General features: G+C 61.1%; 17 protein-coding genes and 9 pseudogenes. 10 read left to right on the top strand and 16 right to left on the bottom strand.

What is annotated here, in order from left to right; genetic code table 11:
• Positions 1 to 40: 40 nt before the first annotated feature.
• Positions 41 to 244, bottom strand: a complete 204-nt coding sequence (locus tag RX329_RS42040; protein ID WP_377827416.1) for a ribbon-helix-helix protein, CopG family — start codon at positions 242 to 244, stop codon at positions 41 to 43.
• Positions 245 to 478: 234 nt separating this feature from the next.
• Between RX329_RS42040 and RX329_RS27575 the strand changes: the two genes are divergently transcribed.
• Positions 479 to 655, top strand: coding sequence for a hypothetical protein (locus tag RX329_RS27575; protein ID WP_317244511.1), 177 nt, complete (start codon positions 479 to 481; stop codon positions 653 to 655).
• Between the two features lie 355 nt (positions 656 to 1,010).
• On the opposite strand, the gene RX329_RS27570 is transcribed toward RX329_RS27575, so the two are convergent.
• On the bottom strand, positions 1,011 to 1,265 hold the full coding sequence (locus tag RX329_RS27570) for a hypothetical protein (protein WP_317244510.1): 255 nt from the start codon (positions 1,263 to 1,265) through the stop codon (positions 1,011 to 1,013).
• A gap of 288 nt (positions 1,266 to 1,553) precedes the next feature.
• Between RX329_RS27570 and RX329_RS27565 the strand changes: the two genes are divergently transcribed.
• The 3 genes and pseudogenes from RX329_RS27565 to RX329_RS27555 all read left to right on the top strand — a co-directional run bounded on the left by RX329_RS27565 (position 1,554) and on the right by RX329_RS27555 (position 6,048).
• Positions 1,554 to 1,775, top strand: coding sequence for a hypothetical protein (locus tag RX329_RS27565; RefSeq protein WP_317244509.1), 222 nt, complete (start codon positions 1,554 to 1,556; stop codon positions 1,773 to 1,775).
• Positions 1,776 to 1,777: 2 nt separating this feature from the next.
• Positions 1,778 to 1,998: pseudogene (locus RX329_RS27560) on the top strand (hypothetical protein).
• Between the two features lie 885 nt (positions 1,999 to 2,883).
• Complete coding sequence (locus tag RX329_RS27555) at positions 2,884 to 6,048, top strand: acetoacetate--CoA ligase (RefSeq protein WP_317246442.1); 3,165 nt, start codon at positions 2,884 to 2,886, stop codon at positions 6,046 to 6,048.
• A 769-nt stretch (positions 6,049 to 6,817) separates the two neighbouring features.
• Here RX329_RS27555 and RX329_RS27550 read toward each other — a convergent pair.
• The 8 genes and pseudogenes from RX329_RS27550 to RX329_RS27515 all read right to left on the bottom strand — a co-directional run bounded on the left by RX329_RS27550 (position 6,818) and on the right by RX329_RS27515 (position 13,823).
• Positions 6,818 to 7,019 (bottom strand): annotated as a pseudogene (locus RX329_RS27550) (cold-shock protein).
• Between the two features lie 233 nt (positions 7,020 to 7,252).
• A complete protein-coding gene (locus RX329_RS27545) occupies positions 7,253 to 7,486 on the bottom strand; it encodes a hypothetical protein (RefSeq protein ID WP_317244508.1) in 234 nt (77 codons plus the stop codon).
• An 11-nt stretch (positions 7,487 to 7,497) separates the two neighbouring features.
• Positions 7,498 to 8,364 (bottom strand): annotated as a pseudogene (locus RX329_RS27540) (IS66 family transposase); the annotation flags it as partial.
• Between the two features lie 259 nt (positions 8,365 to 8,623).
• Positions 8,624 to 9,367, bottom strand: coding sequence for an IS21-like element helper ATPase IstB (gene istB / locus RX329_RS27535; RefSeq protein WP_007605871.1), 744 nt, complete (start codon positions 9,365 to 9,367; stop codon positions 8,624 to 8,626).
• 11 nt (positions 9,368 to 9,378) lie between these two features.
• Positions 9,379 to 10,911 (bottom strand): IS21 family transposase, encoded by a 1,533-nt coding sequence (gene istA, locus RX329_RS27530; RefSeq protein WP_083843304.1) that lies wholly within the window; start codon positions 10,909 to 10,911, stop codon positions 9,379 to 9,381.
• Between the two features lie 202 nt (positions 10,912 to 11,113).
• Positions 11,114 to 11,473 (bottom strand): annotated as a pseudogene (locus RX329_RS27525) (IS66 family transposase zinc-finger binding domain-containing protein); the annotation flags it as partial.
• A 42-nt stretch (positions 11,474 to 11,515) separates the two neighbouring features.
• Positions 11,516 to 12,669, bottom strand: a protein-coding gene (locus RX329_RS27520) for an IS3 family transposase (protein ID WP_317244507.1) whose coding sequence is annotated in 2 segments (ribosomal slippage) — positions 11,516 to 12,420 and positions 12,420 to 12,669 — 1,155 coding nt in all. Because the reading frame shifts where the segments join, the coding sequence is not laid out codon by codon here.
• 887 nt (positions 12,670 to 13,556) lie between these two features.
• Entirely contained in the window at positions 13,557 to 13,823 is a 267-nt protein-coding gene (locus RX329_RS27515) for a DUF6894 family protein (RefSeq protein ID WP_317244506.1), read from the bottom strand.
• A 481-nt stretch (positions 13,824 to 14,304) separates the two neighbouring features.
• Between RX329_RS27515 and RX329_RS27510 the strand changes: the two are divergent.
• Positions 14,305 to 14,966, top strand: a pseudogene (locus tag RX329_RS27510) (DDE-type integrase/transposase/recombinase); the annotation flags it as partial.
• A gap of 258 nt (positions 14,967 to 15,224) precedes the next feature.
• Here RX329_RS27510 and RX329_RS27505 read toward each other — a convergent pair.
• Positions 15,225 to 16,235: pseudogene (locus RX329_RS27505) on the bottom strand (IS110 family transposase).
• A gap of 76 nt (positions 16,236 to 16,311) precedes the next feature.
• On the opposite strand from RX329_RS27505, the pseudogene RX329_RS27500 reads away from it, so the two are divergent.
• Both RX329_RS27500 and RX329_RS27495 read left to right on the top strand, forming a co-directional pair.
• Positions 16,312 to 16,629: pseudogene (locus tag RX329_RS27500) on the top strand (integrase core domain-containing protein); the annotation flags it as partial.
• Positions 16,541 to 17,026 (top strand): annotated as a pseudogene (locus RX329_RS27495) (transposase); the annotation flags it as partial. The pseudogenes RX329_RS27500 and RX329_RS27495, both read left to right, overlap by 89 nt.
• 164 nt (positions 17,027 to 17,190) lie before the next feature.
• On the opposite strand, the gene RX329_RS27490 reads toward RX329_RS27495, so the two are convergent.
• From RX329_RS27490 to RX329_RS27480, 3 genes are all read right to left on the bottom strand, one after another.
• Positions 17,191 to 17,448, bottom strand: coding sequence for an H-NS histone family protein (locus tag RX329_RS27490; protein ID WP_317244505.1), 258 nt, complete (start codon positions 17,446 to 17,448; stop codon positions 17,191 to 17,193).
• A 1,143-nt stretch (positions 17,449 to 18,591) separates the two neighbouring features.
• Positions 18,592 to 19,323 carry a hypothetical protein gene (locus RX329_RS27485; protein ID WP_317244504.1) on the bottom strand — a complete coding sequence of 244 codons (732 nt, stop codon included), beginning with the start codon at positions 19,321 to 19,323 and terminating at the stop codon, positions 18,592 to 18,594.
• Positions 19,324 to 19,399: 76 nt separating this feature from the next.
• The gene (locus tag RX329_RS27480) at positions 19,400 to 19,960 is read right to left on the bottom strand and encodes a hypothetical protein (RefSeq protein ID WP_317244503.1); all 561 of its coding nucleotides are present in this window, start codon (positions 19,958 to 19,960) and stop codon (positions 19,400 to 19,402) included.
• A 1,386-nt stretch (positions 19,961 to 21,346) separates the two neighbouring features.
• On the opposite strand from RX329_RS27480, the gene RX329_RS27475 reads away from it, so the two are divergent.
• Positions 21,347 to 21,487: a hypothetical protein gene (locus RX329_RS27475; RefSeq protein WP_317244502.1), complete on the top strand. Its 141-nt coding sequence runs from the start codon at positions 21,347 to 21,349 to the stop codon at positions 21,485 to 21,487.
• Positions 21,488 to 21,508: 21 nt separating this feature from the next.
• A complete protein-coding gene (locus tag RX329_RS27470; protein ID WP_317244501.1) occupies positions 21,509 to 21,829 on the top strand; it encodes a phasin family protein in 321 nt (106 codons plus the stop codon).
• A gap of 279 nt (positions 21,830 to 22,108) precedes the next feature.
• Here RX329_RS27470 and RX329_RS27465 read toward each other — a convergent pair whose 3' ends face one another.
• On the bottom strand, positions 22,109 to 22,900 hold the full coding sequence (locus RX329_RS27465; protein ID WP_085352704.1) for a Crp/Fnr family transcriptional regulator: 792 nt from the start codon (positions 22,898 to 22,900) through the stop codon (positions 22,109 to 22,111).
• Between the two features lie 465 nt (positions 22,901 to 23,365).
• Between RX329_RS27465 and RX329_RS27460 the strand changes: the two are divergent.
• A pseudogene (locus tag RX329_RS27460) lies at positions 23,366 to 23,566 on the top strand (hypothetical protein); the annotation flags it as partial.
• Here RX329_RS27460 and RX329_RS27455 read toward each other — a convergent pair.
• Positions 23,544 to 25,100 carry an ISL3 family transposase gene (locus tag RX329_RS27455; protein ID WP_317244500.1) on the bottom strand — a complete coding sequence of 519 codons (1,557 nt, stop codon included), beginning with the start codon at positions 25,098 to 25,100 and terminating at the stop codon, positions 23,544 to 23,546. The pseudogene RX329_RS27460 and the gene RX329_RS27455 overlap by 23 nt on opposite strands.
• Between the last annotated feature and the right edge of the window lie 173 nt (positions 25,101 to 25,273).

Here is a 25,273-nt window from a genome sequence, read left to right as displayed (position 1 = left end):
GCAGCTTCTTGCTCACTCGTCACCTCGGGACGGATGGCGGTCACCGTTGATCCTCGATCCAAGCCTGCAGCCCGCTTTCAATTAATCGGCGAACGGCGTCGGATCTGCTGATCTTCTGATTTTCGGCCAATGCCTCGATTGCGGTGATGAGGTTTTTCGGTAGCCGTGCGCTTACCAACGGATCCTTACCCGTCGCCGGACGACCGCGCCTCTGGTTTGGGCGTACCTTAATGGGCTTGTTCATTAAACAGGTATACCGAAAATGCAAGCGGGAGTGGCAGTGGTATCCGCCTCAGGTCTAACCCACAGTGGTCCATGATGCAGCCTATCCAAACACTTACGACGGGTCATCACAAGCGGGTAGCGGCGGCGCTGCCCGCGTGGCTCAGCAGAGCAGTTATTGCTCATAACAATGTTTGCTGTGAACTAATTGCACGATTAGGGTCGCCCTCCCTTTGTGATGAGTTTGGGGGTTCTAATGTCTGCTTTCCAAGCCAAGCTGGAGCGTTTTGAAAGCCTCGCACTCGAATGCGAGTTGATCGCGGATCGATCGGGCGGAGGTGAGCGCGAGCTATACCAGAAGCTGGCCAAGCGCTACCGCGATTTGGCCCAAGACATGCGGACCTTAATCGCAACATTTAATATCGCCGCGTAGGCTCGTTGCAAAAGGGCATCGGCCAAGCGCCGCTCGCCTTTAGCGGCTGCTTCCAACATTCTTGAAAGCTTTCAGATGATGCCGAGCAGCGCGTTTTCGCTGGCTCGTTCGCACCTGTAGAACGGCAACGTTTTCTAAACGCATCCGGGATATTTTTTTACGGTATGGATCACGAGGACAGGGTGCGAATGGTTTTTGCCGACGCTCAGGCGGAGCTAGGCCCGCCTGCCGGCATCAATGGTTCGCGGCAATTCCTGAGCCTTCACGATTGCCAACGCCGCCCCGGATCGAGCGCCCGGCTAGATTTCCTGAGAAGCCGCGGCGGCCGGCGCCGCGTGTCTAAACAGCGCGCGCACTAAAAACAGCATGATTGCCTGTAGGGCAGCCGATGGCGAATGACCGAACAAGAACGCGGCCGTGGTCGCTGGGCGAAGAGGCGAGATTGTTTGCTCTTCTTCGGGAAGGTGCCACAGCCGAGGAGGCTGGCGAACGCCTGGGCCGCACGCGGCAAGCGATCTATGGCCGTTTGCAGCGCTTCCACAAGCAGCACGGGCGAGTGAGCAAAAAAGGCGGGATATTCACGCAATGGCCCACTGATATAGGTCGGCATGGGGCAGAGGCTATCCGAAGTCGCGGGACACCTCCTTTGAAGTCGAACTGTTGAGGGGCATTGAGACAAATCAGCTTGGCGTAGCTGATCCTAAATATTGAGGTGCGAAGCTAAGCCACGAAATTGGCGCTTCTACGAAAATGGGTGGGCCGAGCGACGCGATACGCGGAGTCAATCGAAAACCAAGCCGGCTTGCAGCGGTTTGCCTCCCTCGCTAACACGCCAGCATCACGCCCGACAATTTACTCTGAGCCCCTTGCCGAATTTGAGAACCCAATGTCGAAGGCAATGGAATTGATCGTCGCGGGCTACGTCAAGGTGCAGGCCCGTCGGGCTCTAACGGACTTGCTGGCGCATCGCCGCGCCATGCTTGCTCAGCTGCAAACTGTATCAGGCATCAACCCTGAAAACGCGATCAGAGCGATCCAGGATGAACTGGCGGTGATCGAAGCCGGCCTCGAAGAACTTAAACCTCCGCCCGGTTCGCTGCCTGAGAACGAGTGGAGCTAGCGATGCGCGTTAACAAGATCAATTGGGACAAAGTCGGCCGTGTAACCGAGCCGGGACGATACAGGTGTTTTTTCGGATATCTGACCGTCACTCCAGAGGACATTGAGGTGTGGACGCGCTACCCGGCGCGACATTCACTTTAATCGCGCGGCCGACGAGTGAGCAATCGCCGGGTGACGATTACCGTCTTGGCGCGTTCGACATCGGCAATCCTCACCAGTAGGACGGACCACGGTCCTCGCCTGCGGGACGGCGTCGACCGAGCGCTCTCTACGACAGGGTCGCGATCGGCGCTTTCCCATGGGTAGTGAACGGAACCCGTAGCGGTCAAGAACTATCGTGAAGGTTTGCAATCTCCCATAGGTCACCTCGGGAGGAAGGCGAAACTCATGGAAGGTTAGCCCTGAGAAGGTTTGCGTTTTCGAGGACGACTCAAGTAGAGCCTGCCGTATCTGCGGCAAGAGCTTGTACGAACGGTGGACTCTGACAGCGGAGGCATCACTCACCTTCGAATGCGCGTCCGGCAAGCGCCTCTAGCACGACTCGTGCCTCCGCATCGCCTGCACAGGAAGCGCGCCCGAAACCTCGAGGAGACAAACAATATCCGCGTGTTGTCCGTCGCATTCTTCGTTTTGGCTTCGCTAGTCCAGGCTCAAGCACAAGAGGCGCCTCGCAGCCCAGCTGAGACCTCGAAATGGTCAGCAGCTGGGCTGCGGAATGTCTGCGCCTATACCATCAGCGCGTATCCACAAGAGGTTCCGGCGGGCGGCAAGCGATTGATCGAAGCGGACGTTGCCCGAGCCGAAGCAGCCCGGCGACAATCGACCGGGTCACGGGTACGTCGGTGGGCAAGAGCACCTTACTAGACGCGCTGGCATTGTGCCGCCCACAGCAGCGCCTATTCCAGATTTAACTCTATGTGGCGACATTAAGCTTAATGCGAGGTTTGGATTGCACCGGGGCTGGTGAGCGGTAGCCTCTCTGCACCGGCCAGTGCCCCCGTCTGAGTTTACCATGGCGAGGTCGTCGCACCAAGATACTCGGCGCGGCGGCTTGGTTTGTCTCGTTCAGCGACAGCTGCTGTGTGACCGAAGCGACGGGGCAAGTGATGGCGAGTCTAGAGGAAGCAGTGGTGTACGGTCCCGATGACCAGGCCACGGCGCATTCGCAACTCACAGTCTTCAGGCAATGGTGTGAGGCCCGAACCGGGCGCATTCTGCCGGATCACGCTGTGATGGACCGTTTCTCGGTTCAGGACTTCCGCAGCTTTTGGCGCCTCTTCCTTGAGTGGTCTGATCTGCCGCGAGACGGCCCGGCCGAGCCGGTCTGCGTGGGCGATACGTGCGAGACCGCGCGCTTCTTCCCGGATCTTCGTCTCAACTATGCTGAGTGCCTTCTCTCCGGCAGTCCCGCCCAGCGAGTCCTGACGGCCTGCCATGCTGATGGCAGCCGCGACCACTTCACGAGGGACGCACTGCGCGTCAAGGTCGCCCGGCTGGCGATGTCGATGCAGCGGCTCGGTGTGTGCCGTGGCGACCATGTCGTCGCGATCGGACGCAACAATGCTGAGGCGGTCATCGCCTGCCTAGCGACTGCCGCGATCGGCGCGACCTTCGCCAGTTGTGCGCCCGACATCGGCGTGCCCGCTATCCTCATGCGCTTCGCTCCCCTCAAGCCTAAGGTGCTGTTCGGCTGCCTTCGAGCGGAGCCATGGGATCCCGGAGTCCCGGTTGCCAAGCGCGTCCTCGAAACGGCGGCCGGGCTGCCGGGCCTCGCGGCGATCATTGCGCTGGACAATGGCTCGATTGCCGTAGACGAGGACTCGACGCCTCTGCTCAGACTTGCCGACTTGCTTTGCGGTGATGATGGTGACAAGGACGGTTCCGGCTGGCCTCGCCACCCGTTCAATCATCTTCTGTTCACGATGTTCTCGTCCGGCACCACGGGCACGCCGAAGTGTATCCAGCACGGCGCCGGCGGCTCCCTGCTGGAACATGTGAAGGAGCACCGGCTGCACTGCGATCTCGGGCCGGGCGACAAGCTGTTCTTCCAGACCTCCTGCGGCTGGATGATGTGGAACTGGCAGCTCTCAGCCCTTGCCTCTGGCGTGGAGATCGTCCTGTACGATGGGCCGCTCGAGGGACCGGATACCTTCTGGCGGATCGTTGCCGAGGAGCGCGTGACAGTCTTCGGCACCAATCCTGCCTATCTACACTTTTGCGAGCACGCACGCTTTTCGCCGGGCCGCATGTTCGACCTTTCAGCCCTGCGCACTGTGCTCTCCACCGGCTCCATCCTTCATGCCGACCAATACGACTGGGTCCGCGAGCAGGTGAAGATGGCGATGCCGCTGCAGTCAATCTCGGGCGGCACCGACATCATCGGCTGCTTTGTCCTCGGCAATCCGAACCTGCCCGTCCATCGGGGAGAGGCACAGTGCCGCAGTCTCGGCCTCGATGTTCGCTCGCTGCCGCCGCCTGACCATCCAGAGGCGCAGATCGGCGAGCTGGTCTGCGCCAACCCTTTTCCCTCGCGCCCACTTGGTTTTCACGGTGATGCCGATGGCACGCGCTTTCATGCCGCCTATTTCGCGCAGAACCCCGGCTTCTGGACGCATGGCGATCTGATCGAGGCCACGCCCCGGGGCGGGTGGAGGCTGCATGGCCGTTCCGACGGGGTCCTCAATGTGCGCGGCATCCGCGTTGGCGCCCCCGAGATCTATCGCATCCTCGACGATATCGACGAGGTCCTCGAGGCGATGGCGGTCGAGCAGCAAGCGGAGGAGGAGCCCGGCGGCACGCGTATGGTCCTTCTGGTCGTGCTACGCGAAGACCTCGTGCTCGACAACACGCTGGCGAAGCACATCCGCTCGGAACTTGTGCGCTGCGGCTCTCCGGCCTTCGTGCCGGCGCGCATCGCACAGGTCGAGGCCCTTCCCCTCACCTTCAACGGCAAGCCGTCCGAAGCCGCGGCGCGCGACGCGGTGAATGCCCGCCCTGTGCGGAATCGTGACGCCTTGCAAAATCCAGCATGCCTCGATGCCATCGCCATGCATCCAGTTCTTCGCGCACCGGCGGCCGTCAGGGTATCCCGCGGGTCGGCGCCGGACCCTGCCGTGGTCACAGATCGTGATCGACTGCGGCAGGATTTGCAGGATATCTGCGAGCGTGTGCTGGGCGTCGCGCCCATCGCCTGGTCGGATAATCTTCTTGGCTTCGGCGCAGACTCACTTGGGCTGTTGAACCTACTGCTCGAGATCGAGCGTTATACTGGGCATGCCCTACCCCTCTCGGCTTTTCTGGCGGCGCCGTCGATCGAAGGCTTGGCGACGAGCCGGGACCTCGGTCCGGCGGAAATGACGGCGCAGCAGGATGTTCCGTCGGGCCCGCGTGTCCGTGCCGTGGATCCGGACGACTGCGAGCCGGTCTGCCGCTTCCTCGAGCAGATTTTCCCAGAATCGGGTATCGAGGCTGCGAACTGGCGCCCCGTGTTCGAGCATGGCTGGTCCGATCACAAGCGCGGCTTCGTGCTCCTCGAGGGCAGCGCGATCGTTGGTTTCCTTGGCGCAATCGTCGCCCGCCGACAGGTGAACGGGGAGGCAGCGCTCGTCTGCAACATCTCCTCCTGGTCGGTGCATGCAAAATACCGTGGCTGGGGCATGGCCCTGCTCGCCGCGCTGTTGCGAGACCAGAGCCTGACCTACACGGCCTTCACCCCGCAGCCGATTTCCTGGGCTGCCTTGCTTGCGCAGCACTTCACGAAACTCGATTCGCACAGGATTGTCATGCCGCCCCTGCTACACGCCGAGACGCTGTGGGCGCCGAACCGGCCGGTCATCAGCTTCGATCCAGCCGCAGTCCGCGCGAGGCTGACCAGCCAGCAACGGCAGATCTTCGACGATCACGCACCATATGATTGCCTGCAATTCACTGTCAGCGAGGGGGCCGATCATGCCTTCCTCGTGGTGAAGCGCCGTGCGCACCGGCTCAATGGAAGGCGACTGGGGGGACGGGACAAAGCCCTGCCGGTGCGGATCCCCTATTCGGATATCCTGCATTGTAGTGAGCCAGAACTGCTGCTGCGCCATCTCGAGCGCGTCAAGCTGGCGATCCTGCGCCGACAGCGGACGGCGGCGCTCGTCGCGGAAGCGCGACTTTTTCCGGTCCGGCCGCGAGGAGTGATGCTCCCGCTGCGCACCTGTTACCGTTCCTCGCTCCTAGCGGCTGGCGACATCGACAGGCTGTACTCGGAAATCGTGCTCCTGCCGGTTTGAGGCACTGATGGTCCGTGCATTGCGGGTTGCTCGGGTCCGCGGACGCAGTTCTTGAGCGCAACGATCGGCGATGGCAACCCAAACGCCCCTCTGTTTTTGAGGCGGCCAATTTGGCCATCCGAGCTTGGGTCCGTGCACCGGGTGAGACGCAGAACCTTGCGCTAGCTGGGATGTTGGAAAATAACGCAACAACTCAGGAGGAACTCGTATGAGAACTCTGCGCTATCGCCGCGCCGATCTCCATTGCACCCGCGTTAGCTGAAATTGCCGTTGATACTCCGCTCGGCGGCGTAAGAGTGGGCCCGGAGCCGCGTTACTACCGAAACCAGGATCGACCCACTTATCGCGCCTACGGATACGATCGTAGATATCGCCTCGTTGCTGGTGTCGCGAAAAGCCAAATTGCTATCGATAGACCCGCGCAAGCATCCAAGCCGGCAAGAAACAAATCGAGAAGAAGCCTCGGATTCGTTAGCAGGCGGCGATTGTTGGCGCCAGACTTTAACATGATCGCTTGAATTGGATAGTCCCAATGCGGGATTGCATCGATCGCAAAGTGGCTCGCGAAGGCCGCGATAGCAACCAGAACTGGGTGCGACGGGAACAGGCTAGCAATGGCGCCGCCGACAACTGCGTGAGTGCTTAAGATCATATCTCGTCTCGGATCGTATAGTACGCTGCTATTTCCCGGCTCCACTCCCAATGCTCAGCTTCCAAAGGTCAGCGCTCAAGGGCCGTCCCTTCAAAAGAGGCCGGCGGCCGTGCCGCATCAGCCAACCCTGAGGTTCTCAGCGGATTCTTTGCCGCGAGTTGCAACCACCTCATAGCTGAACTTTGCACCCTCGTTGTGAGTGCTCAGTCCCGCCCCTTTCGACGGCGGAGATGTGCACGAAGACGTCCTTGCCCCCGTTATCGGGCTGACTGCATCCGTACCCTTTCGTCGCGTTGAACCACTTCGCAGTACCAGTTATCGCCCCGAACTCCTTTTCCCAAGTCGACCGGAACAGTCTTGAGCGCTGGAAGCGTCTAGGGCAAGGGAACGCAAAGACCCTAGGTTTGGGTTGAGATCGAATCGACATTTGGGCAATCTTTACACCGGTGCTTGACCGAGCGGCTTTCTTACTTCTTCAGCGCCCTTCGGAAGCTTTGGCTGCCATCAGAGCGTGTCCATCCGAGCTAAGCCGCGGACAGTGGATCACCGATCTCACCGCCTGAGGAGTTCGGGATCTTCCTTGTGTATCCTGATGAACTCCATCAGGTTTTCGATGCCGAAGTCGGTGAACGCCATGACGCTGTCGTCACCTATGCCGTAAATCCAGACGACGCCGTCCTCCGGGTCCATTCCGTTGGCTACATCCAAGAGCCAGTCCTCGTCTTCGCCGAGGTCTTTTGCGACGCGAGCGATGGTGAACACAGCGTGAACCTTGTTGACGTGCATGGCTACGCCCCCTAGGCGGACGCAGGAGGCGTCCGGTTCCAGGGCAACAACTCGTGCAGGCGGTTCTGCGGCATGTCGGCGATGCGCGCAAAGACGTCCGCAAGCCAGGCTTTCGGGTCGATGTCGTTGAGACGCGCTGTCATGATAAGCGTGGCCATCACGGCCGCCCGCTCCGCGCCGCGCTCAGAACCGGCGAACAACCACGCCTTTCTACCTAGCGCAAAACCGCGCAACGCGCGCTCCGCCGGATTGTTGGTAAGGCAAATCCTTTCATGGACAAAACGAGCAAAGCCAGTTGAGTCGCTCGATCTCGAACAGCTGGTTAATTCGACGAACCGCTTCCAGCGCAATGGGCGAGATCGCCGTGGCCGATCTTCCGCGGGGAGCGTTCTGGGCGATGTCGGCAAGTTCGAAGAACGCCCTCTGGCCATGTGCCCAACAGAAGGCGGGCGTGGCCGGCAACGTTTTACGCCTGGGATCGAAGAGAGCGTTGAACCCGCTATAGGCATCGGCCTGCAGGCTCCCAGCGAAGGTCTGAAGATCCCGCGCGGGATGCTCGCCGCGCCGATCGCGCGAGGCGTAGAACAGCGCCGCCGGCGGATCTCGCCCGCCGAATGGCGATCGTCGCGAACGTAGGTCCAAATCCGGCCGGTGTCCGCCTTCCCCTTCGCCAGGATCGGGATTTTGGTGTCGTCGCCATGAAGCCTGTGGGCGGAGAGCACATGGGCTTCGATCAGTTCAAAGATGGGCCTGACCGCAAAGGCTCCAGCGCCCACCTGGTCCGCCAGCGTCGAGACCGACAGGTCGATCCCTTCGCATTTGAAGCGCTGGCTCTGTCGGTTTAACGGCTGATGCTGACCAAATTTGTCGAACAGGATGCGGATTCCGACGAAGTCGCCCAGGCGTACCGATATGAAGTCGCCCGTGGATTCCGAGACGATGTCGCCCACCTTTCCGATTTGATCTCGCCCAGCGGCGAGGCGTTCTGGCCGGCTGGTTCTCTGGCATCGGTCAAGCCGCGTGGTCAATCTGGAATCGCGACTTCAACCTGTTTTTCTTCTTCTGCGGTTGCTGTGGGCATGTGGGCAACGCGATTGCGTTGTCCAAGCGCAGCGGCATGTCCACAGCGCCACGGGCTCAGGTCTTTCGGGCGGATTGCCGGGTTCGGCGCAGGCTCTCACCGGTGAGGTCGAGCCGATGGGCATTGTGGACGAGGCGATCGAGCACGGCGTCGGCATAGGTGGGATCTCCAATGAGCAGATGCCACTGGTCCACGGGGAGCTGGCTGGTGACGATGGTGGAGCGATGACCGTAGCGATCTTCGAGGATTTCCAGGAGGTCGTGACGGGCACCGGCGTCGAGCGGCTCGAGTCCCCAATCATCGAGGATCAGCAGATCGACACGGCCAAGGCCGCGCAACAGGCGTGGATGGCGGCCGTCGCCGCGGGCGAGCGCCAGATCGTCGAACAGTCGCGGGACGCGCTGATAGAGCACGGAGCGATTGTCGCGACAGGCCTTGTGGCCGAGCGCCGAGGCGAGCCAACTCTTGCCAACGCCGGCCGGGCCGCAGATCAGGAGATTGACGTGGTCGTCGATCCAGCGGCCCTCGACAAGCTTAGCGAACAGCGGGCGGTCGAGACCGCGCGGGGTGCGGTAGTCGATGTCCTCGACGCACGCCTGCTGGCGCAGCTTGGCGTAGCGCAGGCGAGTGGCGAGCCGTTTGTCGTGCCGCAGCGAGGCTTCACGTTCGAGCAGCAGCGCAAGCCATTCGGTGTGACCGAGGCTTGCGGCCTCACCGGTGGCTTCGATGTCGGCGAAGGCCTTGGCCATGCCGTGGAGGCCGAGGGCGTTGAGGCGGTCGAGGGTCGGATGGGTGAGCAAGGGATGATTTCCTAATTGTAGTAGCGCGGTCCGCGGATGTTGGCATGCAGGATCGGCGCATCGTCCGCGGAACGCTGGTGAGCAGAACGCCGATCGAGATTGTTGGCGAGGATCGACTTGACCGAGCCATAGGTGCGCGCGCCGATGTCGATTGCCCGCGCAGCCGCGGCGTCCAGCCGTTCGCGCCCATAGGAGGCGGCGAGCCTGAGGATGCCGAGGCAGGCGCGGAAGCCTTGCTCGGGGTGCGAGCGCTCGTCGAGAATGAGGTCGCACAACGCGCTGGTCGCCGGCCCGATCGCGGCGGCGTCCTGGCGGATACGCGCGATGGTCCAGCCGGCGTAGCGCCGATGGCTGGAGGCCATGTGCTCCGGCACGGTGGTGTGTTTGTGATTGCCGCTCATGCGCTGATGCGCGGCGATCCGCTCGCCCTTGTGGAAGATCTCGACGGTACGGGCCGTGAACCGCACCTCGACCTCGGCGCGGGCGAAGCGATGCGGAACGCTGTAGTAATGCTTCTCCACCTCGACGTGGTAATCGAGACTGACGCGGCGGATCCGCCACTCGGCGAGGACATAGGGGGACGCCGGCAATGGCTTGAGCGCCGGCCGGTCGACCTCCTCGAGCAACCGGCGGCGTGTCACGCCGAGCCGCCGGATCGGCCGTTCCTCATTCAGCCTCGTGAGCAGTTCGCCGATCGCCGCATTGACCTCGGCCAGGCTGTAGAAGGTGCGATGGCGCAGGCGGCCGAGCAGCCAGCGCTCGACGATGAGGACGGCCTGCTCGACCTTGGCCTTGTCGCGCGGCTTGCGCGGCCGCGCCGGCAAGATGGCGGTGCCGTAATGCGCCGCCATCTCCGCGTAGGTACGATTGATCTGCGGGTCGTACAGGCTCGCCTTAATGACCGCGACCTTGGTGTTGTCGGGCACCACCAGCGCCGGTATGCCGCCGATCGCCGCGAAGGCGCCAACATGGGCGCTGATCCAGTCGGCGAGCCCCTGCGTCCACGTCGCCTGTGCGTAGGTGAAGCTCGATGCGCCGAGCACGGCGACGAAGATCTGCGCCGTTCTGCGCTCACCGGTCAGGCGGTCGACCACCACCGGCACGCCATCGCCGGCATAGTCGACGAACAACTTGTCGCCCGCCGCATGGGCCTGGCGCATCGTCACCGACAGGCGGCCCTCCCAGGCGCGGTAGAGCTCACAGAAGCGCGAGTACCGGTATCCGCCGGGCTCGGTGGCGATATATTCCTCCCACAGGATCGACAGCGTCACGTGCTTGCGTTTGAGCTCGCGGTGCACGGTCGCCCAGTCGGGCTCGGCGATGCGGCGGTGACCCTGACGGTTGCCATTGCCGGTCTTCGCGAACAGGCGAAGTTCCAGAACCGTGTCGGTGACGTCGTCTGGCAACGGCCAGCTCAAGCCCGCGGCCTCGAACCGCCGGAGCGCCAGGCGCACCGTCGAGGGCGCCGCGCCCACCCGTCGCGCAATCTCGCGGCTCGGCAGCCCGGCCGCCTTCATTCTGATCACATCGCGCACACGGCGCATCGCAAGCCTCTCCGTCGGCATCCAGGGTCCCCTTCGCAAAGCCGAAAGAGTTGACCCTATGGGAGCCAGAAGAGGCCTCGTCACCCGGGCGACATCATCCCGGAATGGTGGGCGACATCATTTCGGAACGGGTGGGCGACTTCAAATCGGAATGGTGGGCGAGATCATCTCGGAATCCTGGGCGACATCGATCGGAATCCGCAAACAGGATCGTCGCCAGAAGCTGGGGTCCGATATAGCCCCGTGGCGTGGCATGGAACGGCGCCGGCGGCTGCGTGATCGCCTCGCAGTCTCGGCAACTGAACTTCTCCCGCACCGTGTCGATGACCTTGAACCGGCGTGGGATCTCCTCCAGCGTCGAGGTCACGCTCTCGCCGAGCTTCGACAGCCGGGCCGATCCGCAGCAGGGACATTGCGTCGGCCGGAGGACAACACGCTCTCGCTCGATGTCGTCGGGAAAGGGCTGGCGCACAGGCCGCTTGCGCTCAAACGAACGCACTGTCTGCGTGTTCCCGGCCGCCTTCTCGGCAGCGAGTTCATCTTCAGTCAAGCTCAAGCTCAAGCTCAAGCTCAATGAGCTGCTGCGGGTTTGATGGACACCGGGTTAAGCTAATCCCACCTTGCGCTCGAACTCAACAGGGCTGAGGTAACCGATCGTCGAGTGACGTCGGGTCGTGTTGTAGAACCGCTCGATGTAATCGAACACATCTGCTCTGGCCTCGTTCCTGGTGCGATAGGTTTTGCGCTCGGTGCGTTCGGTTTTCAGCGACGAGAAGAAGCTCTCCATCGCCGCGTTGTCCCAGACGTTGCCGGACCGACTCATGCTGCAGACGATGCCGCTATCAGCCATCAAGCGCTGGAACTGCTCGCTGACGTACTGGCTGCCGCGATCGGAATGATGCATCAGGGCATCCGGCTTGCCGCGCCGCCAGACCGCCATCAACAGGGCGTCCGCAACCAACTGGGCGGTCATGCTGGCGCTCATCGACCAGCCGACCACCCGGCGCGAGAACAGGTCGATCACCGCCGACACATAGAGCCAGCCCTCAGCCGTCCAGATGTAGGTGAAGTCGGCGATCCACTTCTGGTTCGGGCGCTCGGCCTCGAACTGCCGATCCAGAAGATTCGACGCCACGTTCGCAATCTGGCGATGGCCTGCGTCCTTCGGCAGACGCCGGCGTCGTGGCCGCGCCCGCAGGGCCTGCAGGCGCATCAGCCGTTCGACCCGGTGCAGGCCGCATTCGACGCCGTCCGCCAGAAGGTCTCGCCAGACGCGCCGCGCGCCGTAAGTCCGGTCACTGGCAAGGAAGCTGACCTTGACCTGCTGGCCTACGGTCTCGTCGCTTCGGGATCTGGCGCTGGGCGATCGGTTCAGCCAGGCATGAAAGCCCGACCGCGACACGCCCATCGCTTCGCATAGCCATGCCACCGGCCAGATGCCCCGGTGCTTCGCGATGAAGCCGAACTTCATGTCGCTTCCTTCGCGAAGTAGGCAGCGGCCTTTTTTAGGATATCCCGCTCCGCCTTCAGCTTGTTGACCTCGCGCCGCAGCCGCTCGATCTCCAATTGCTCAGGCTTCATTTGCCCGTGGCCGGGGAAGGACTGCGCAGCGTCGAAGCCGAACTCCTTCACCCATTTGCGCAGCACGTTCTCATGAACGCCCAGGTCTCGGCCAGCTTGCGCCACAGATACCCCACGTTCCCGGACCAGCTTGACCGCCTCGATCTTGAACTCGCGACTGAACTTCCGTCTCTTCATCGCCCACCCTCCGGCTTCATGAAACACCTAATCTCGGTGTCCATCAAATCGGCAGCAGCTCACCCAGCTAGACATCAACCCAACCCCGCTGAAGCCCCAACGACATCGATTGCCAATCCGGCTATGCGATCGTCTCGCCATCCGCGATTGCTCCGTCTTGGCAATCTGACCAGCTCCGACGGAGCAATTGGTACCGGCGTTTCACTGGAGAGAGGGAGAGAAAGAAGGGTAGCTTGACAACAAACCGCAATTAAAGGGCCGATTGATAGTCGAGCGCCATAGCGTCCGACAGGGTTGCCCAATGAGCGCGAGCGAACTTCCGAAAACCAAGCCAAAGCCCTCGCGTGCTGAGGAGCGCGGCAAGAGGAAATTGATCAGCAGCGCCATCTTTGAAGAGCTACGCCGCAAGCTAAATTGAGGCCGCCGGTTCACGCTGGCGGGCCCAGAGTTAGCATCTTGGCTGCCGCGCAGTCGTGCGGAACGCCGCGGCGCCGCCGCAGGAGCTGTCATAGGCGGCTCCTGCGGCCTTTCATTTCCCCAAATGTCCTCGTGCGGTCTTCATTTCGTGTGTGGGCGGCGGACCCGCCAACGCGGCTACAATGCCGAGGCCGCCTGCGCTCCCGGGACTGACACGGAGCTGGGGGCTTGGACCCCGGAGGCAGGTCCATCCTACGCTCAATGATTGAGAATGATGATTGCGCGAAAGAGGCACCCCTTCAGAGTCTCGGGTAACAAACGAAACGGGTCGCTGAGGCGGCCGCCTGCCGGGCTGAAATCTAGTCGGGATGAAATGTCAGCCCCGGGGACACTCACGTTAGAGGCAGTAAGGTACCGGAGCGATGGATAATTACAGTGCGTATCGAGGTTCTTCACCTTGAGCCAAAGCTTCAGCCGGCTCCCGCGGTAGGGTTGATCGCCGTGCGCGTGATCGAAAATTGAACCTTCAGGAAAGTCCGCGCGAGGATTCCGGGACCGTCCGAAACCTCGACGCGCCATGTGTTTTTCTGCCACAATGGACCGTCCGGTCCATCGTTGAGAATTTCTCCGAACAATTCGATCGCGGCTGCTTCCGCGGCTTCGATGTCCGGAAGTTCCAATCCGACATCATCGAACACGGAAATGCCGTTGTGAACGTGGAAGAAGAACCGGGTCATCCGCACGACTCCCCTTCAAAGAGACGGTAGCGAGAACGACCCGATCTCACTCCGCTAATATGGCGAACCCGATAAATAGACCGGCTGCGGACCTGGAACGCCGCTCTTTTGAGGCAGATAAATGCCCTTAGTGGGTACGCTTTCTAGTCAGAGATCGAGCCCGCGGACTTCGCCTGGTCGAAGCACATCTGATTTCACGCGCTGGCGGTGCTGCAAGAGTCTTATGGTGTGCCCGGCGCCGACGACCCGGGCGACCGCTTCGGTCGCCTTCTCAGGTTCGACCGCTGCAACCCAGTATGACCTTTCCCCGTCGGGCGAGATGACCACGATCATGGGTAAGCGGACCATCATCAAAAAATTCCGTAGCTAAAAGCCGTAAGTTCTGCCCGCTGGGCGGTTGTGCCACTGGTCCCTCAAAAGACACGCCACCGAGCTGCGAAATGCAGTGTCCCGGCCGCGGCCTGTTTTACCTCTTGGGAACAAAGAAGTGGTGACGCCCGCGGGAAGCGGAAAGCTCTCGCTCATCTGGTGGATGCCCACGGGACGAGCGAACGGCGGGCGTGTAAAGCCATGGGCTGCTGCCGCATGATGATGAGATATCGGACGACCCGGGCTGACGATGCCAGCCTTCGCCAGCGCATGAGGGCGATTGCCCAGGAACGCCGCCGCTTGGGCACGGCGGCTGCATGTTTCTGCTCAAGCGGGAGGGATATCTGATCAACCACAAAAAGCTCTTCCGGCTCTATCGGGAAGAGAAGCTGACGGTGCGCCGCCGTGGTGGTCGCAAGCGGGCGATCGGGACCAGGGCGCCGATGCTGGTTCCGATGACGCCGAGCGACCGGTGGTCGCTCGACTTGTGTCGGATCAGCTGACCTGCAGCCGCCGCTTCCGCATCCTGACCGTCGTCGATGATTGTACCCGCGAGTGCTGACCCTGGTGGCCGACACCTCGCTCTCCGGCGCCCGCGTGGTGCGGGAACTGGACCGACTGATGATCGAGCGTGGCAAGCCGAACATGATGGTCAGGCACAACGGCAGCGAGCTCACCAGCAACGCCATTCTCGCATGGGCCGACCAAAACCGTCTCGCGTGGCACTACATCGCGCCGGGCAAACGCATGCAGAATGCCGTCATCGAGAGCTTCATGTATTGATGGCCCCGCGGGTGCAAGAGATTTCGACAGCGTTTTGGAGATCGGTCGGGTGCGTTCATGTATACGGCCTGTCATTGCGACCGATTACTTGGCCGCTGGCCCTGATGGAGATCGCGGATCGAGGCCTCATCAACGGGTCGCGCTTGTTGCGCTTAAAGCTCTTCGGGCTTTCTCGATCCCCAGCTCCGCCGGTTTCCATCATGCTGTCGTTTGCCCTCACACCTTAAAGTGGCAAGCCTGCTAAGCTGTTCATCCAGCAGCATTAGCCCGATAGAACTCACCGGTCGTCATCATCGCCCAGATGATCCGAGCCAACTTGTTGCCGACGGCGATAGCGACGATCATGGGTCGACGCCGTTCAAGAAAGGCCTCGATCCAGCCAGCTCCTACCCTGGAGGGTGCCTTTGGGTACCGAACGACATTGCGCGCTCCTATGACCAGCAAGTGCGTCAGGTAGGAATCGGCCTGTTTTGTTATGCGGCCGAGCCGATCCTTCCCTCCGGTTGAATTCTGCTTAGGTGTCAGGCCAAGCCAAGCCGCGAACTCTCGCCCGGAGCGGAAGATGGTCGGGTCCGGCACGGTTGCTGGGAGCGCGGTGGACGTGATGGGACCGATGCCCGGAATGGAGGACAGCAACTTCGCCATGGAATTTTCTCTCTGAATTTGAGCCAGCTCACGCTCTATGGCACCGATCTTCTGGTCCAAGTCTTGGAGTTGGCTCACAAGAACCCCGAGCGCCAGACGGGCATTGGCAGGTAGCGCCAGCCCCTCGTCATCTGACAAGTCCACCAACGCATCCACCCGTTGCCGCCCTTGCCCGACAATGACTCCGAACTCCGCAAAGTGAGCTCGAAGCGCAAGCCGTCATGGTCCTCTGACGGACCAGCAGGCTCTAGCGCCATATCAGGAATCCCTGGTTCTCGGCGCTCTTGATTGGACAAGCCGCATCTTCGGACGGGTGACCGCTTCGCAGATGGCCGCCGCATCAGCGGCATCGTTCTTTGCTCCTCGTCGGACAAAAGGCTTCACGTAAGCTGGCGGTATCAACCTCACGTAATGCCCACACCGTTGAATCTCACGTGCCCAGTAATGGGCGGTCGCGCAAGCCTCTATCCCCACTAAGCAGGGCGATAGCGAAGAGAAGAAGGAAACTATCTCGGCGCCGGAGGCGCTGCCGGCCGGTCACTCGACCTTGCGCGTCAACAGCATGAACGTGGAATACGTGTTCGAGATATCCAACCCAATTGTCGCAACTTCCATGACGTTTGCTCCTGTGAACAGTCCGGACACGCCAGCATAGCGCCGGCGTGGAGAGAGCGGGGCCGTCTTCCCCATCAACGGTCGCCTGCGAGATGAGCTGTTGAACGAGACGCTGTTCACGTCACTGGCCCAAGCCCGCGTCGCGCTTGGATGCCAGCGGGCCGATTACAATCACACACGACCGCACTCGCAGGTCGGTTGGAGAACCCTGTCCGAGTTCGCCATGACCTGCTACCCGCGCCGGCATCTGGCGCTGCGCTATGCCGGAGGCTCCGCGCCAGCTCCCGTCGCCCAAAGTTCAGCTAAAAAGCCTGGTGGCTGGCGAATGCGATCGTCCCGATGTGGCACGGCGGCGAGCCCAGTGGACAAAGTATCAAGATCGAGTCGAAGCTGAGCGGTTGGTCTTCATCGACGAGGCACCGTTGCGGGGGTGGGTCCCGCGCGGGCACAGACTCACCACCAAAGGTTCCTCACGGTCGATGGAAAACCATGACCTTCCTGGCGGCCCTGCGCCATGACCGGATCGATGCGCCATGGTTTATTGAAGGGCCAATCGATGGCGTGAGCTTCCGGATCTATCTCGAGAAGGTTCTCCTGCCGACCCTTCGTCCCGGCGATATCGTCGTCCTGGACAATCTCGGCACCCACAGAAGAGGTCTTTGCCAAGCTCAAGCATCTGCTCCGCAAGGCCGCCGCACGAACCGTCGATGCGGTCTGCGCCGCCATCGGCGAGCGCCTTGACGCCCGAAGAATGCGCCAACTACTTCAAAAACTCAGGCTGTCGAAGCTAATGCCATCATGCGTTAGGTGTAGCGGTCGAATGGACAGCCGCGCCATTGCAGCGTGTACGGCGTCGCGGCCATCGCAGGGACTCACCCGGCGCGGCGGCGTTTGTGGCCGGATGAGCGGTTGATCAATAGATCGCCCAATTTCCTGCCGGCGCGAAGCTGCGCTTTCAGCCATCGGGTTGCTTACCGCGACCGGACCAGGTCTCGGATGGGTTTTTCGGGTTCTGATACTTCGGCAGCACTGGCGGGTAGGGGCGGCGCGCACGTTCCTCGTTGGGGGCCCTGGAAGGTCTCTCTATCCTGCGAAGCCGCTCTTCGAGCTTGGCTTTTTTAGCGATCATTCTCCGACTAAGAACAGTCGTCAACTCATCGTAAAGCCGCCACAGCTCGCCTGTGGTTGCGGATGCCCAGTCGTCCTTCTCCATGGAAGCCGTCCCCGCTACTTCCGATTTGAAAATAGGAGGGGCATTATCAGGTGGAACCAGGTCGGGCAAGCCTGATCACTCGCGCGCAAGACGCCAGTGTGCAGTGCAGTGCTTCTTGATACTACTGGCCGGGTCCGTGCCTTCCGAACCGTCGCCTCCCAGCCGGTCTCCGCCGGCGCATCCTTTTCATCGGACCAAGCAACCGCTGCTCGGCCATCCACACGCGACTACGCAAATTCTGTAATTCGGCAAACTGAATGATCAGAGCTTGATGCGTTTGCCGCAAAACCGCCGAAGAATACATGTGACCACCTACTCATTACAAGCGATGACTCGTGACTCCAGATTGAAATTGCTGGGTCAGCGATAAATGTCGCCCCGACTTTGCTGACCAGGTTTTCATCGGTGCGACTACTCAAGCAGCGCAACTGTCGTTCGAGGCGTCTGATCAATGAATGGAAATTCGCGTTCTTATTTTTTAGGCCTGCCGCCTGGCACGCGACTGAGATCAGAAGGATTCCAGGTGCTGTCGCGCTTGATGACCAGTCCTCGTATTGATCTTGATGATAGTATTACTTTTGTGCCACCTCTTCTGTTTCTCAGACGAGGCCTTTTCAGATTGCCTCGCTCAGTAAAAGTTTGTCGAATGTTAGATTTGAATCATGAATGTCCCTATATATCCTTCGTAATATTAGACGAACGTTAACCAATGCGACCAAGGCAGCCAAGCACCGCATCGATTTGGGGGAGAGTTTGCAGAGTACAGCAATCTAGCATTGAAGGAGAAGGGCGCTGTTTCGTCGATGAATTTGCTATTTCTGATTTCCGTAGATCGCCGCATCCCTACGGTCTTGCATGAATTCTCAGAGCGAGTCACAGTGATGTAGCCATCCGTATGCCGCACCTGCGAATGTTACCTTGATGCAGCCGTTGCAGCGGCTGATGCGATGTCGGCTGATCGGCCGCGCCAGGTGGCTTCCCCGGCTTGCTCGACGAGAGGGGCTGTGGGCGGGGCGAGCCCTACATAGCCCGAGCCGTCCATAACCCAGGGCAGTGGGGCAGCGTTCGTGGCGTCCGCAAGCGGCTCCTCTGCGACCATCCGCAAGCGGCTCCTCTGCGACCAATTGCTCAGCTGTCTTCCGTCTAAAAGCCCGCAGCAGGCGCTGCACGATCGAATGCCGTCTCGTCCCTAATCCTTGGGGGAGTTTCGCTCAGCCGGCCGACGATTGCGATCGCCGTCAGTTGCGGCTGCTCTGCCAACCAGCCCTCGATCGCAGCAATATGTGGGTCGAGCTTGGACGGCATGCAAATCCTAGTTTTATAGGGCCGACGAGTTCGCCGGTGCGTGGCACGCGGCTCGCCGGCCGTCAGCCTCCTGCCCAGCGTCTTGACGAAAGTGGCTGCGCTCGTTGGCGTGGTGCTCATGGAGGCGCGCTGCAGGCCGCCCGCGTGTCCGGCACGGCGATCAACGCGATTGCCGAGTTCGTCCTGGGTCGCGCGAACCCCGGCAAACAGCATCACCGGATGGAGTGAGCGATACTGATCGCCCAGCCTCTTCTTCACCTCCGCGCCCACCTTGGGATGGGCCAATGCACGCTCATAGGGCGTCGATGGGAGATGAGAGCGGTCGATCACTTTAGCCCCTTGGCGGCGCTTCTCCTTCAGCTTGAACGACGGCTGGAAGACGTTGACGTAGAGCCGTGCCACCGCATAGAGGCGGCCCATCACACGGGCCGTCTCAACGCCATCGAAGCGGCCATAGCCCATGAGGCGGCGCACGATGGCACCATTCTTCTGCTCGACGAACGCTTGATCGTTCTTCTTAGGCGCGCGAGCATGTGACTTCGAGCTTTTGTTCGCGCCGCGATGGCACAACAACATCGTTCATGAAGGCGCTGTCGTTGTCGAAGTCCACGCCGCGCAAGGCCAGGGGAACAGGCGCTGTGCGCAGTTAATCGCCTCGATGACCAGCGAACCTTCCCGCTTCAGCAACGGCAGGCACTCCGTCCAGCCCGTGGCGACGTCGACCATCGTCAGCGTTTGGATGACGAGCCGGCCACCGACGTGCCGCCATGGGCGACCATGTCGACCCCGCAGAAACCGGCGGCGGGCTGTTCCCGTCATTGAACGTGCGGATCGGGGCCTCGCGCCGGATTGCCGAATAGAATCCGGCACGGCGCCGCCGGCCACCGTTCGCCGCGATCTTCACATCGACGAGCAGGCGATCGATGGTAGCGGCGTCGCTGATGGCCAGAACACGATTATGGTCCGCCCGGCCAAGCTGCAATCGGCCATGTTGCTCGAGGGCCGGCAGCAAGGTCGGGATCATCAACTTGAGCCGCCTGCCGCACACCCGATCCGACGCCTCCCACAGCGCCGTCATCGCGTCCTTGATCGTCGCGCCATATCTACGCTTGCGCTGTTCGGATGCCTCGACCTGGCCCGACCCAACCGTCGCGCGCCGCCGAAGTGCGCGCACCGCATGCTTGCGAGCCAGCACGTCGTCGCGCACAGCTCGTCGAGAACCCGCCCCTTGTCCGTTCGTTTAGCCGACCGGCAACGCTCCGTTACGGCCGACACCACCTCTCGCCGCGCGTCCATGCTGATCTTTCCCGCCATAGACGCCACCGAACCAATTCGATGGCAGCGAGCCAATCATCGGCGAGAAGTTGTCCAGTAACATTCTGGATGAGGCAATGCGCCATCATGAGTTGCCGATGCGCGCCGTGACGAAATTGACAGTGCGGCGCTCTGGCAGAACCCATTTGGTTATGCCTTCCCCCGCGTCTTTAGAGCGAATGCTGGAATAAACAGCCGCGTGGGGGGTGGCATGGAATAGGAAAAGGGAAGCATGCGCCGGACCTCGCTGACCTCGACAGCCATCGCACGTTCAGGCGGACAGAACGGAGCAACGCAAAGCGATGACAGGGACCAGTCATTCTTCGACAACGATCGTCCGTCCTCTGGGGCCTCGGGGTCCTCTGGCGGCGGGTCACCTGGAGGTAATGGCGGACCTGGGGGGCGCCGTGGTGGCTCATCTGCTGCTGGAAAGCCATCCGACGGGGGCGGCAGATCGGGCGGAGCGACCGGTGGCGAAGGACCTTTCGCGACGGGAGGGAACTCCGGAAATCCGGCCGCATATGGAGGGGTCGATTGTGCAGATGAAGAAGACGACGAGCGGAGGCACAAGCCCGAGTGCGAGCGAGCCGCCACTCGACTTTCGAGCGCAACCCGCTCCGAGCCTTAACAACGGTTCGATCCGCTGTTGTTGCAAGCTGAGCAGCCAGACCCAATGGAGCGTGCCGCGCGCCGGGGCACATGAGTACTTTTTTAACGCGCCGCCGCATCGTCATCGGCAACGCAGCATGCCGAATTAGTCGCGTTTTCCTTTGATTGCATATTTTTTTTGCCCACGTCAAAGCTGGCGGAATTCTCGCGGACATATTGCTAGGAGAACTCACATGAAAATCTGCGCTCGAGTGGACAACCCTGCCGCTGTTCTTCGCCAGCGTCTCGAAGCCCTTGCCTCTCAACTCGCAGAACTTGAGAGTCTCAGGGACCGGGTGGATCGAGAAGAGAACCATCAGCGCGAGCGGCGCCAGTCCGGCTATCTCAGACGACGAGCAAGCTCAGAGTGCAACCGAGCGGTCGCTGCAACGTCGCAGATCTAAAGCTCCGCCTGGTCGCAACCCATCAAATTATTTCAGCGAGAGTCCGAAAGCGAACGGATGTTTCGAATTTAATCGATCATATTTGGCTTCGGCAGGGGGCGAGCGGTTCATCCGCAGCAGCCTCCGGTCACGCCGAGAACAGGGGCGCTGGTTTTCTGGCGCAGTACGTGCCGGGAGCGGGGAGTCTTCAATCCATTAACTAGTTTCGCTTGAAAGGATGAAAGCTCGTGAATGATGCCAATGTGAAAGTCGAAACGCAGGCCGATCCGGTCAATGAGAATACGAATGGTGCAAAACCAAGGATCGATTTGCCGCTTTTGAATTTCCAGGAACTCTTCCGTGGATTCGCCGAGCAGGGCGCCGCATAGACCAAGAAAAATATCGCGAGCATGAAAGCGACTTCCGAGGAGATCAGCGACATTCTCCGTGAAGCCTGCTCAATGAACGCCAGAGGGGCCGTCGATTACGGTGCCAAGGTCATCGAGATTTCCAAAGACAATACCAGGGCCACCCTGGAGTTTTTATCCCGGCTCGCTGAGACCAGGTCGCTGCTGGATATCGTGCATCTTTCGACCGCCCGAAGCCGCGAGGCTTTCGAAGTCGTCTCCGCACAGAACCGGGAGCTCTGGGAGGTCGCGCAGAAAGTTGCGATCGAGACGACCGAGCCCATCAAGACCAGCTTCAATAGGGTGTTTCACAAGACCGTCTGAACCGAGGCTACCGGCCGCGCGGTTCGACTGGACGGACATCTCCGCGACGAGGGGACGCTCGGTCCAGTCGATGGCGGGGCAGCGTGCCCTGACCGCGCAACAGGTTGCAGGAGATCAAGATGGGTGTGGTGATGATCAAATGCCCGGAAACGGGCGACGCCATTTCGACGGGTATCGAAACCGATCGCGAAAGGTTTCGTTGCAGCGCGGTATTCTTTCGCGCACCTATTGCCGGGTCTGCGCGGCTACACACGAGTGGTTCGCGCGAGAGCCCTGGGTCTACGAGCCTGCCCTGGATAGTCGGTTGCCGGGCGGCTGGCAGGCGTCTCGCGCCGGCGCGGCGTGAATAAGTCCTGCTGCGCCACGCGAAACGATCCGATCGATCCTGCGGCTCATCACCTTGTAGCACTCGCATGCCACGGCTTCGAGCCGCGGCCGGTCAATCTCGAGCTGACCGCGGCGGTTGGATTTCAAGGCTCGTGACGCGCGCAATGCCCTCACAACATGCGTGACCGTGGTGCGCCGGACCCCCAGTAGCTCCGACATAGTCTCCTGTGTCAAAGGGAGGGGATTGCTGCTATTCGCCCGGTCGTGAATTTGAAGCAGCCAGCAGGCCATCCGGGCTTCGACGGAATGCAGTGCATTGCAAGCCGCGACGTGCTGAACCTGCGTCAGCAGCGATCTCGTGAAAATCTGCGCCATGGATGCGATGGCGGGGCTGCGCCCCAGAGCTGACAAAAATTGCGCCGCCGGAATCTGCAGCACGGGCCCTGGTACGCGGACGACTACCGTCACAGATGAGTGGGATGTGCCAAGCGCCAACGTTAGACCGATCGCACCTTCACGACCGATCACCGCTGTGGCGGCAGTCTGCCCGTTCGGCAAGTCCACGATGAAGGCAATCGCGCCGCCACAGGGGAAGAGAAGGTGCTCGATCCGATCTCCCGATCGGACCAGTACGGCGTCGCGCTCGAGCACGACTTTCCGCAGGTGAGGCGCAAGCAAAGCGAAATCGGCCGGCGGCAAGGCTGCTAACAATCGATTACCAACTCTGGTCGCGTGGTCCATCATGGGATTCGTCCCCACCGATGTCCGGCGCTAGGTCTCGTGCCGGCTGGTGCCAGCTGGTCTGCACTACTCAACAGCGATCCAATCGGTCACCGGAGATATGGTTCCAATTGGGAGTCGTGCGTGTGTGACGGCACCGCCACGCACGATCCCGCGAGATCCTGCGATTGGCGCCAACTGGAGACCGGCAGGCTCGCGGGCATTGCAGTTGATTTCGGCCGAGCCTATCGCTCGTCCGCCTTCTCGGGAACCGGAAGAGTGTCCTCGGAGCGGACGCTCTATGCCTGTGGGACGGATGCCAATTTTTGGCCGAATATGCTCAGGCGGCGACTGCCTAATCATTGAACGTTCTTAACTCGTGGCTAAACTCTTAATCAGGCGGGTCCCAGGTTTGGGCCCCGCCCACCGCACCTCGCAAAGCCTTAGGCCGATCCACGGTTTGAAGACCGAATTAAAACGGCTTTTCACGTCGAGACCGGCAACGATAGCTGGCGGTTCAAAAGCCGAGACGACGATCACGCGACCCGCGCTCGTCTCGCCTCCGCTATCCCGGCCAGCTCCGACGAGACGAGCGCTACCAGCAAACCCCGCCGCGCAAAGGGGTCAAAATTGGGCTCTGACGCATATTCGATGATCGTGATTGTTTTTATGGCGCGCCAATCAGCCTAGCCTGAAGGAGATCGAGCTTAGCGCGCCCGTACATTTGCCGTTTGACCAGCTTGAGCTTGGTGATCTGAGCTTCCACTTGGCCATTGGACCATGGTTGCGTGATAGCCGCGTGCACCGCGGCCTTATCGTTGGCAATGCCATTCGCGAACGAGGCAATGAGGCTCCGCTTGGAGTCATCAATCCAAGGTTCGAGCTCCATCTCGGCCTTCTTTCGGATCATCGCGTGGAAGCGGCCAACGAGAGCTTGGGCATCGGCCAGCATAGGAACGTTTTGTTCGATGACCGCAAGCGTGACGGTCTCGGCTTTGGTTAGGTGGTCGCGCTTCGTCGTCATCAGCTGCGCTATCGTCCTGGCGGCGGGGACCTTCTGCAATTGTTGATGGCTGATAGTCTCGGCACGTCGCCGTCGCGTCGCCCATTCCGCCACGACGCGCAGCGATCCCTTGAAGCCTTGTCCTTTCAAGCGGCGCCAGAGCTCGGCACCGTTGCGACAGCCGACTGACCACTGCGCGTCCAGGAACGGCAGATGCCCGTCCAGGGTGCTTTGACGGGTGCGGAACATATCCGTACCGCCGCCGCGGCTAATTTGGCGAACCAGATTGCGACTATGTCCTGTGCGGCGGACGATCTCCTTGAGCGACACACCGTCGCTGACGAGAGCCGTAATTACGGCATGGCTGTCCTGCCGCCGCAAATAGCCCTGATAGCGCAGCTTTTCCGCACAGGTCAGCAATTCCGGGTTGATCGTCGTCGCTCCAATTGCGGTTCGGATTCTGTTCATGGAGCGGCGCACCGCATCAAGGAAGGCCGCGCTCGCATTTTCCATCAGATGCCAGCGGTCGGCGACTTGGATGGCGTTCGGCAGCGCCTTGGCTGCTGCCTCGCCGTATCCACCACCGCGATCTCGCGACACAATGTTGATCGCTGGGTGCTTCGATAGCCACGCCCGAACGGTCGCAGTTTCCCTGTCGGGCAGCAGGGTAACGATCCGCCGGCGCTCCAAATCGCACACGATCGTCCCGTATCGATGATTTCTCCGGAACGCCCAGTCATCGATGCCCACAACAAGCAATGGATCTGTCGGCATCGCCGTCCGCCGGCGGACCACCCGCAGTAAGGTATCGTTGCTGACGGGCAGCATGAGCCGCTTGGCGAAGCTTGCCGCCGGCCGGCCGCCGAGCGCCAACCCCAAGTGATGGACGATGTATTCCAACCGTGCCGTCCGGCGCCGTCGAAGCGGGACGATGTCTTCTCCAAACCGCTCCGCGAAGATCCGCCGGCGGCAATGCGGCACCTCACATGTGAAGCGCCGCGTGAGCAATCGGAGGCGCACCCTTCTGCCCGCTGACGGCAAATCAGCCACGTGCCGGATGTATCGGCTATGGATTCGGCGCGACGCTGTCGCGCACAAAGGGCATTGGGCCTCCGCAGCCTCTGACCGAACAGCCAGAATAACCGAATCCATTGAGTCACTTACACCATCAAACACCAAACCACTCGGTACTAGCGATGAGATTTGAAAGCCCGTCCGCATGGCGCTGATTCTCCGTTTGAGAACCACAGTCGCCCGGCGAACTTCATCGGAAATGAGTCAGACCCAAAATTGGACGCCGATGAGGGGGCAAATTTGCAAACGATGACGTAATTGCGGTCGGCGCTCGTGGCATGCAAGCCGCATTATCGTCGAGCCCTCGCAATCACCTGATT

This window comes from Bradyrhizobium sp. BWC-3-1, assembly GCF_032917965.1.
GTDB classification, from domain to species: Bacteria; Pseudomonadota; Alphaproteobacteria; order Rhizobiales; family Xanthobacteraceae; genus Bradyrhizobium; species Bradyrhizobium canariense_D.
The sequence above is the reverse complement of the archived record's forward strand: the minus strand, read 5'-3'. Positions and strand labels throughout refer to the sequence as shown.

Excerpts from the sequence above, each read along its gene's own strand:
- RX329_RS27470 (WP_317244501.1), top strand. The coding sequence starts at position 21,509 with ATGAAAGCGACTTCCGAGGAGATCAGCGACATTCTCCGTGAAGCCTGC.
- RX329_RS42040 (WP_377827416.1), bottom strand. The coding sequence starts at position 244 with ATGAACAAGCCCATTAAGGTACGCCCAAACCAGAGGCGCGGTCGTCCG.
- istA (WP_083843304.1), bottom strand. The coding sequence starts at position 10,911 with ATGCGCCGTGTGCGCGATGTGATCAGAATGAAGGCGGCCGGGCTGCCG.
- RX329_RS27575 (WP_317244511.1), top strand. The coding sequence starts at position 479 with ATGTCTGCTTTCCAAGCCAAGCTGGAGCGTTTTGAAAGCCTCGCACTC.
- RX329_RS27565 (WP_317244509.1), top strand. The coding sequence starts at position 1,554 with ATGGAATTGATCGTCGCGGGCTACGTCAAGGTGCAGGCCCGTCGGGCT.
- RX329_RS27490 (WP_317244505.1), bottom strand. The coding sequence starts at position 17,448 with ATGGAGAAGGACGACTGGGCATCCGCAACCACAGGCGAGCTGTGGCGG.
- RX329_RS27545 (WP_317244508.1), bottom strand. The coding sequence starts at position 7,486 with ATGCACGTCAACAAGGTTCACGCTGTGTTCACCATCGCTCGCGTCGCA.
- RX329_RS27570 (WP_317244510.1), bottom strand. The coding sequence starts at position 1,265 with ATGCCGACCTATATCAGTGGGCCATTGCGTGAATATCCCGCCTTTTTT.
- RX329_RS27465 (WP_085352704.1), bottom strand. The coding sequence starts at position 22,900 with ATGATGGACCACGCGACCAGAGTTGGTAATCGATTGTTAGCAGCCTTG.
- RX329_RS27455 (WP_317244500.1), bottom strand. The coding sequence starts at position 25,100 with ATGCGGACGGGCTTTCAAATCTCATCGCTAGTACCGAGTGGTTTGGTG.
- RX329_RS27555 (WP_317246442.1), top strand. The coding sequence starts at position 2,884 with ATGGCGAGTCTAGAGGAAGCAGTGGTGTACGGTCCCGATGACCAGGCC.
- RX329_RS27515 (WP_317244506.1), bottom strand. The coding sequence starts at position 13,823 with ATGACCCGGTTCTTCTTCCACGTTCACAACGGCATTTCCGTGTTCGAT.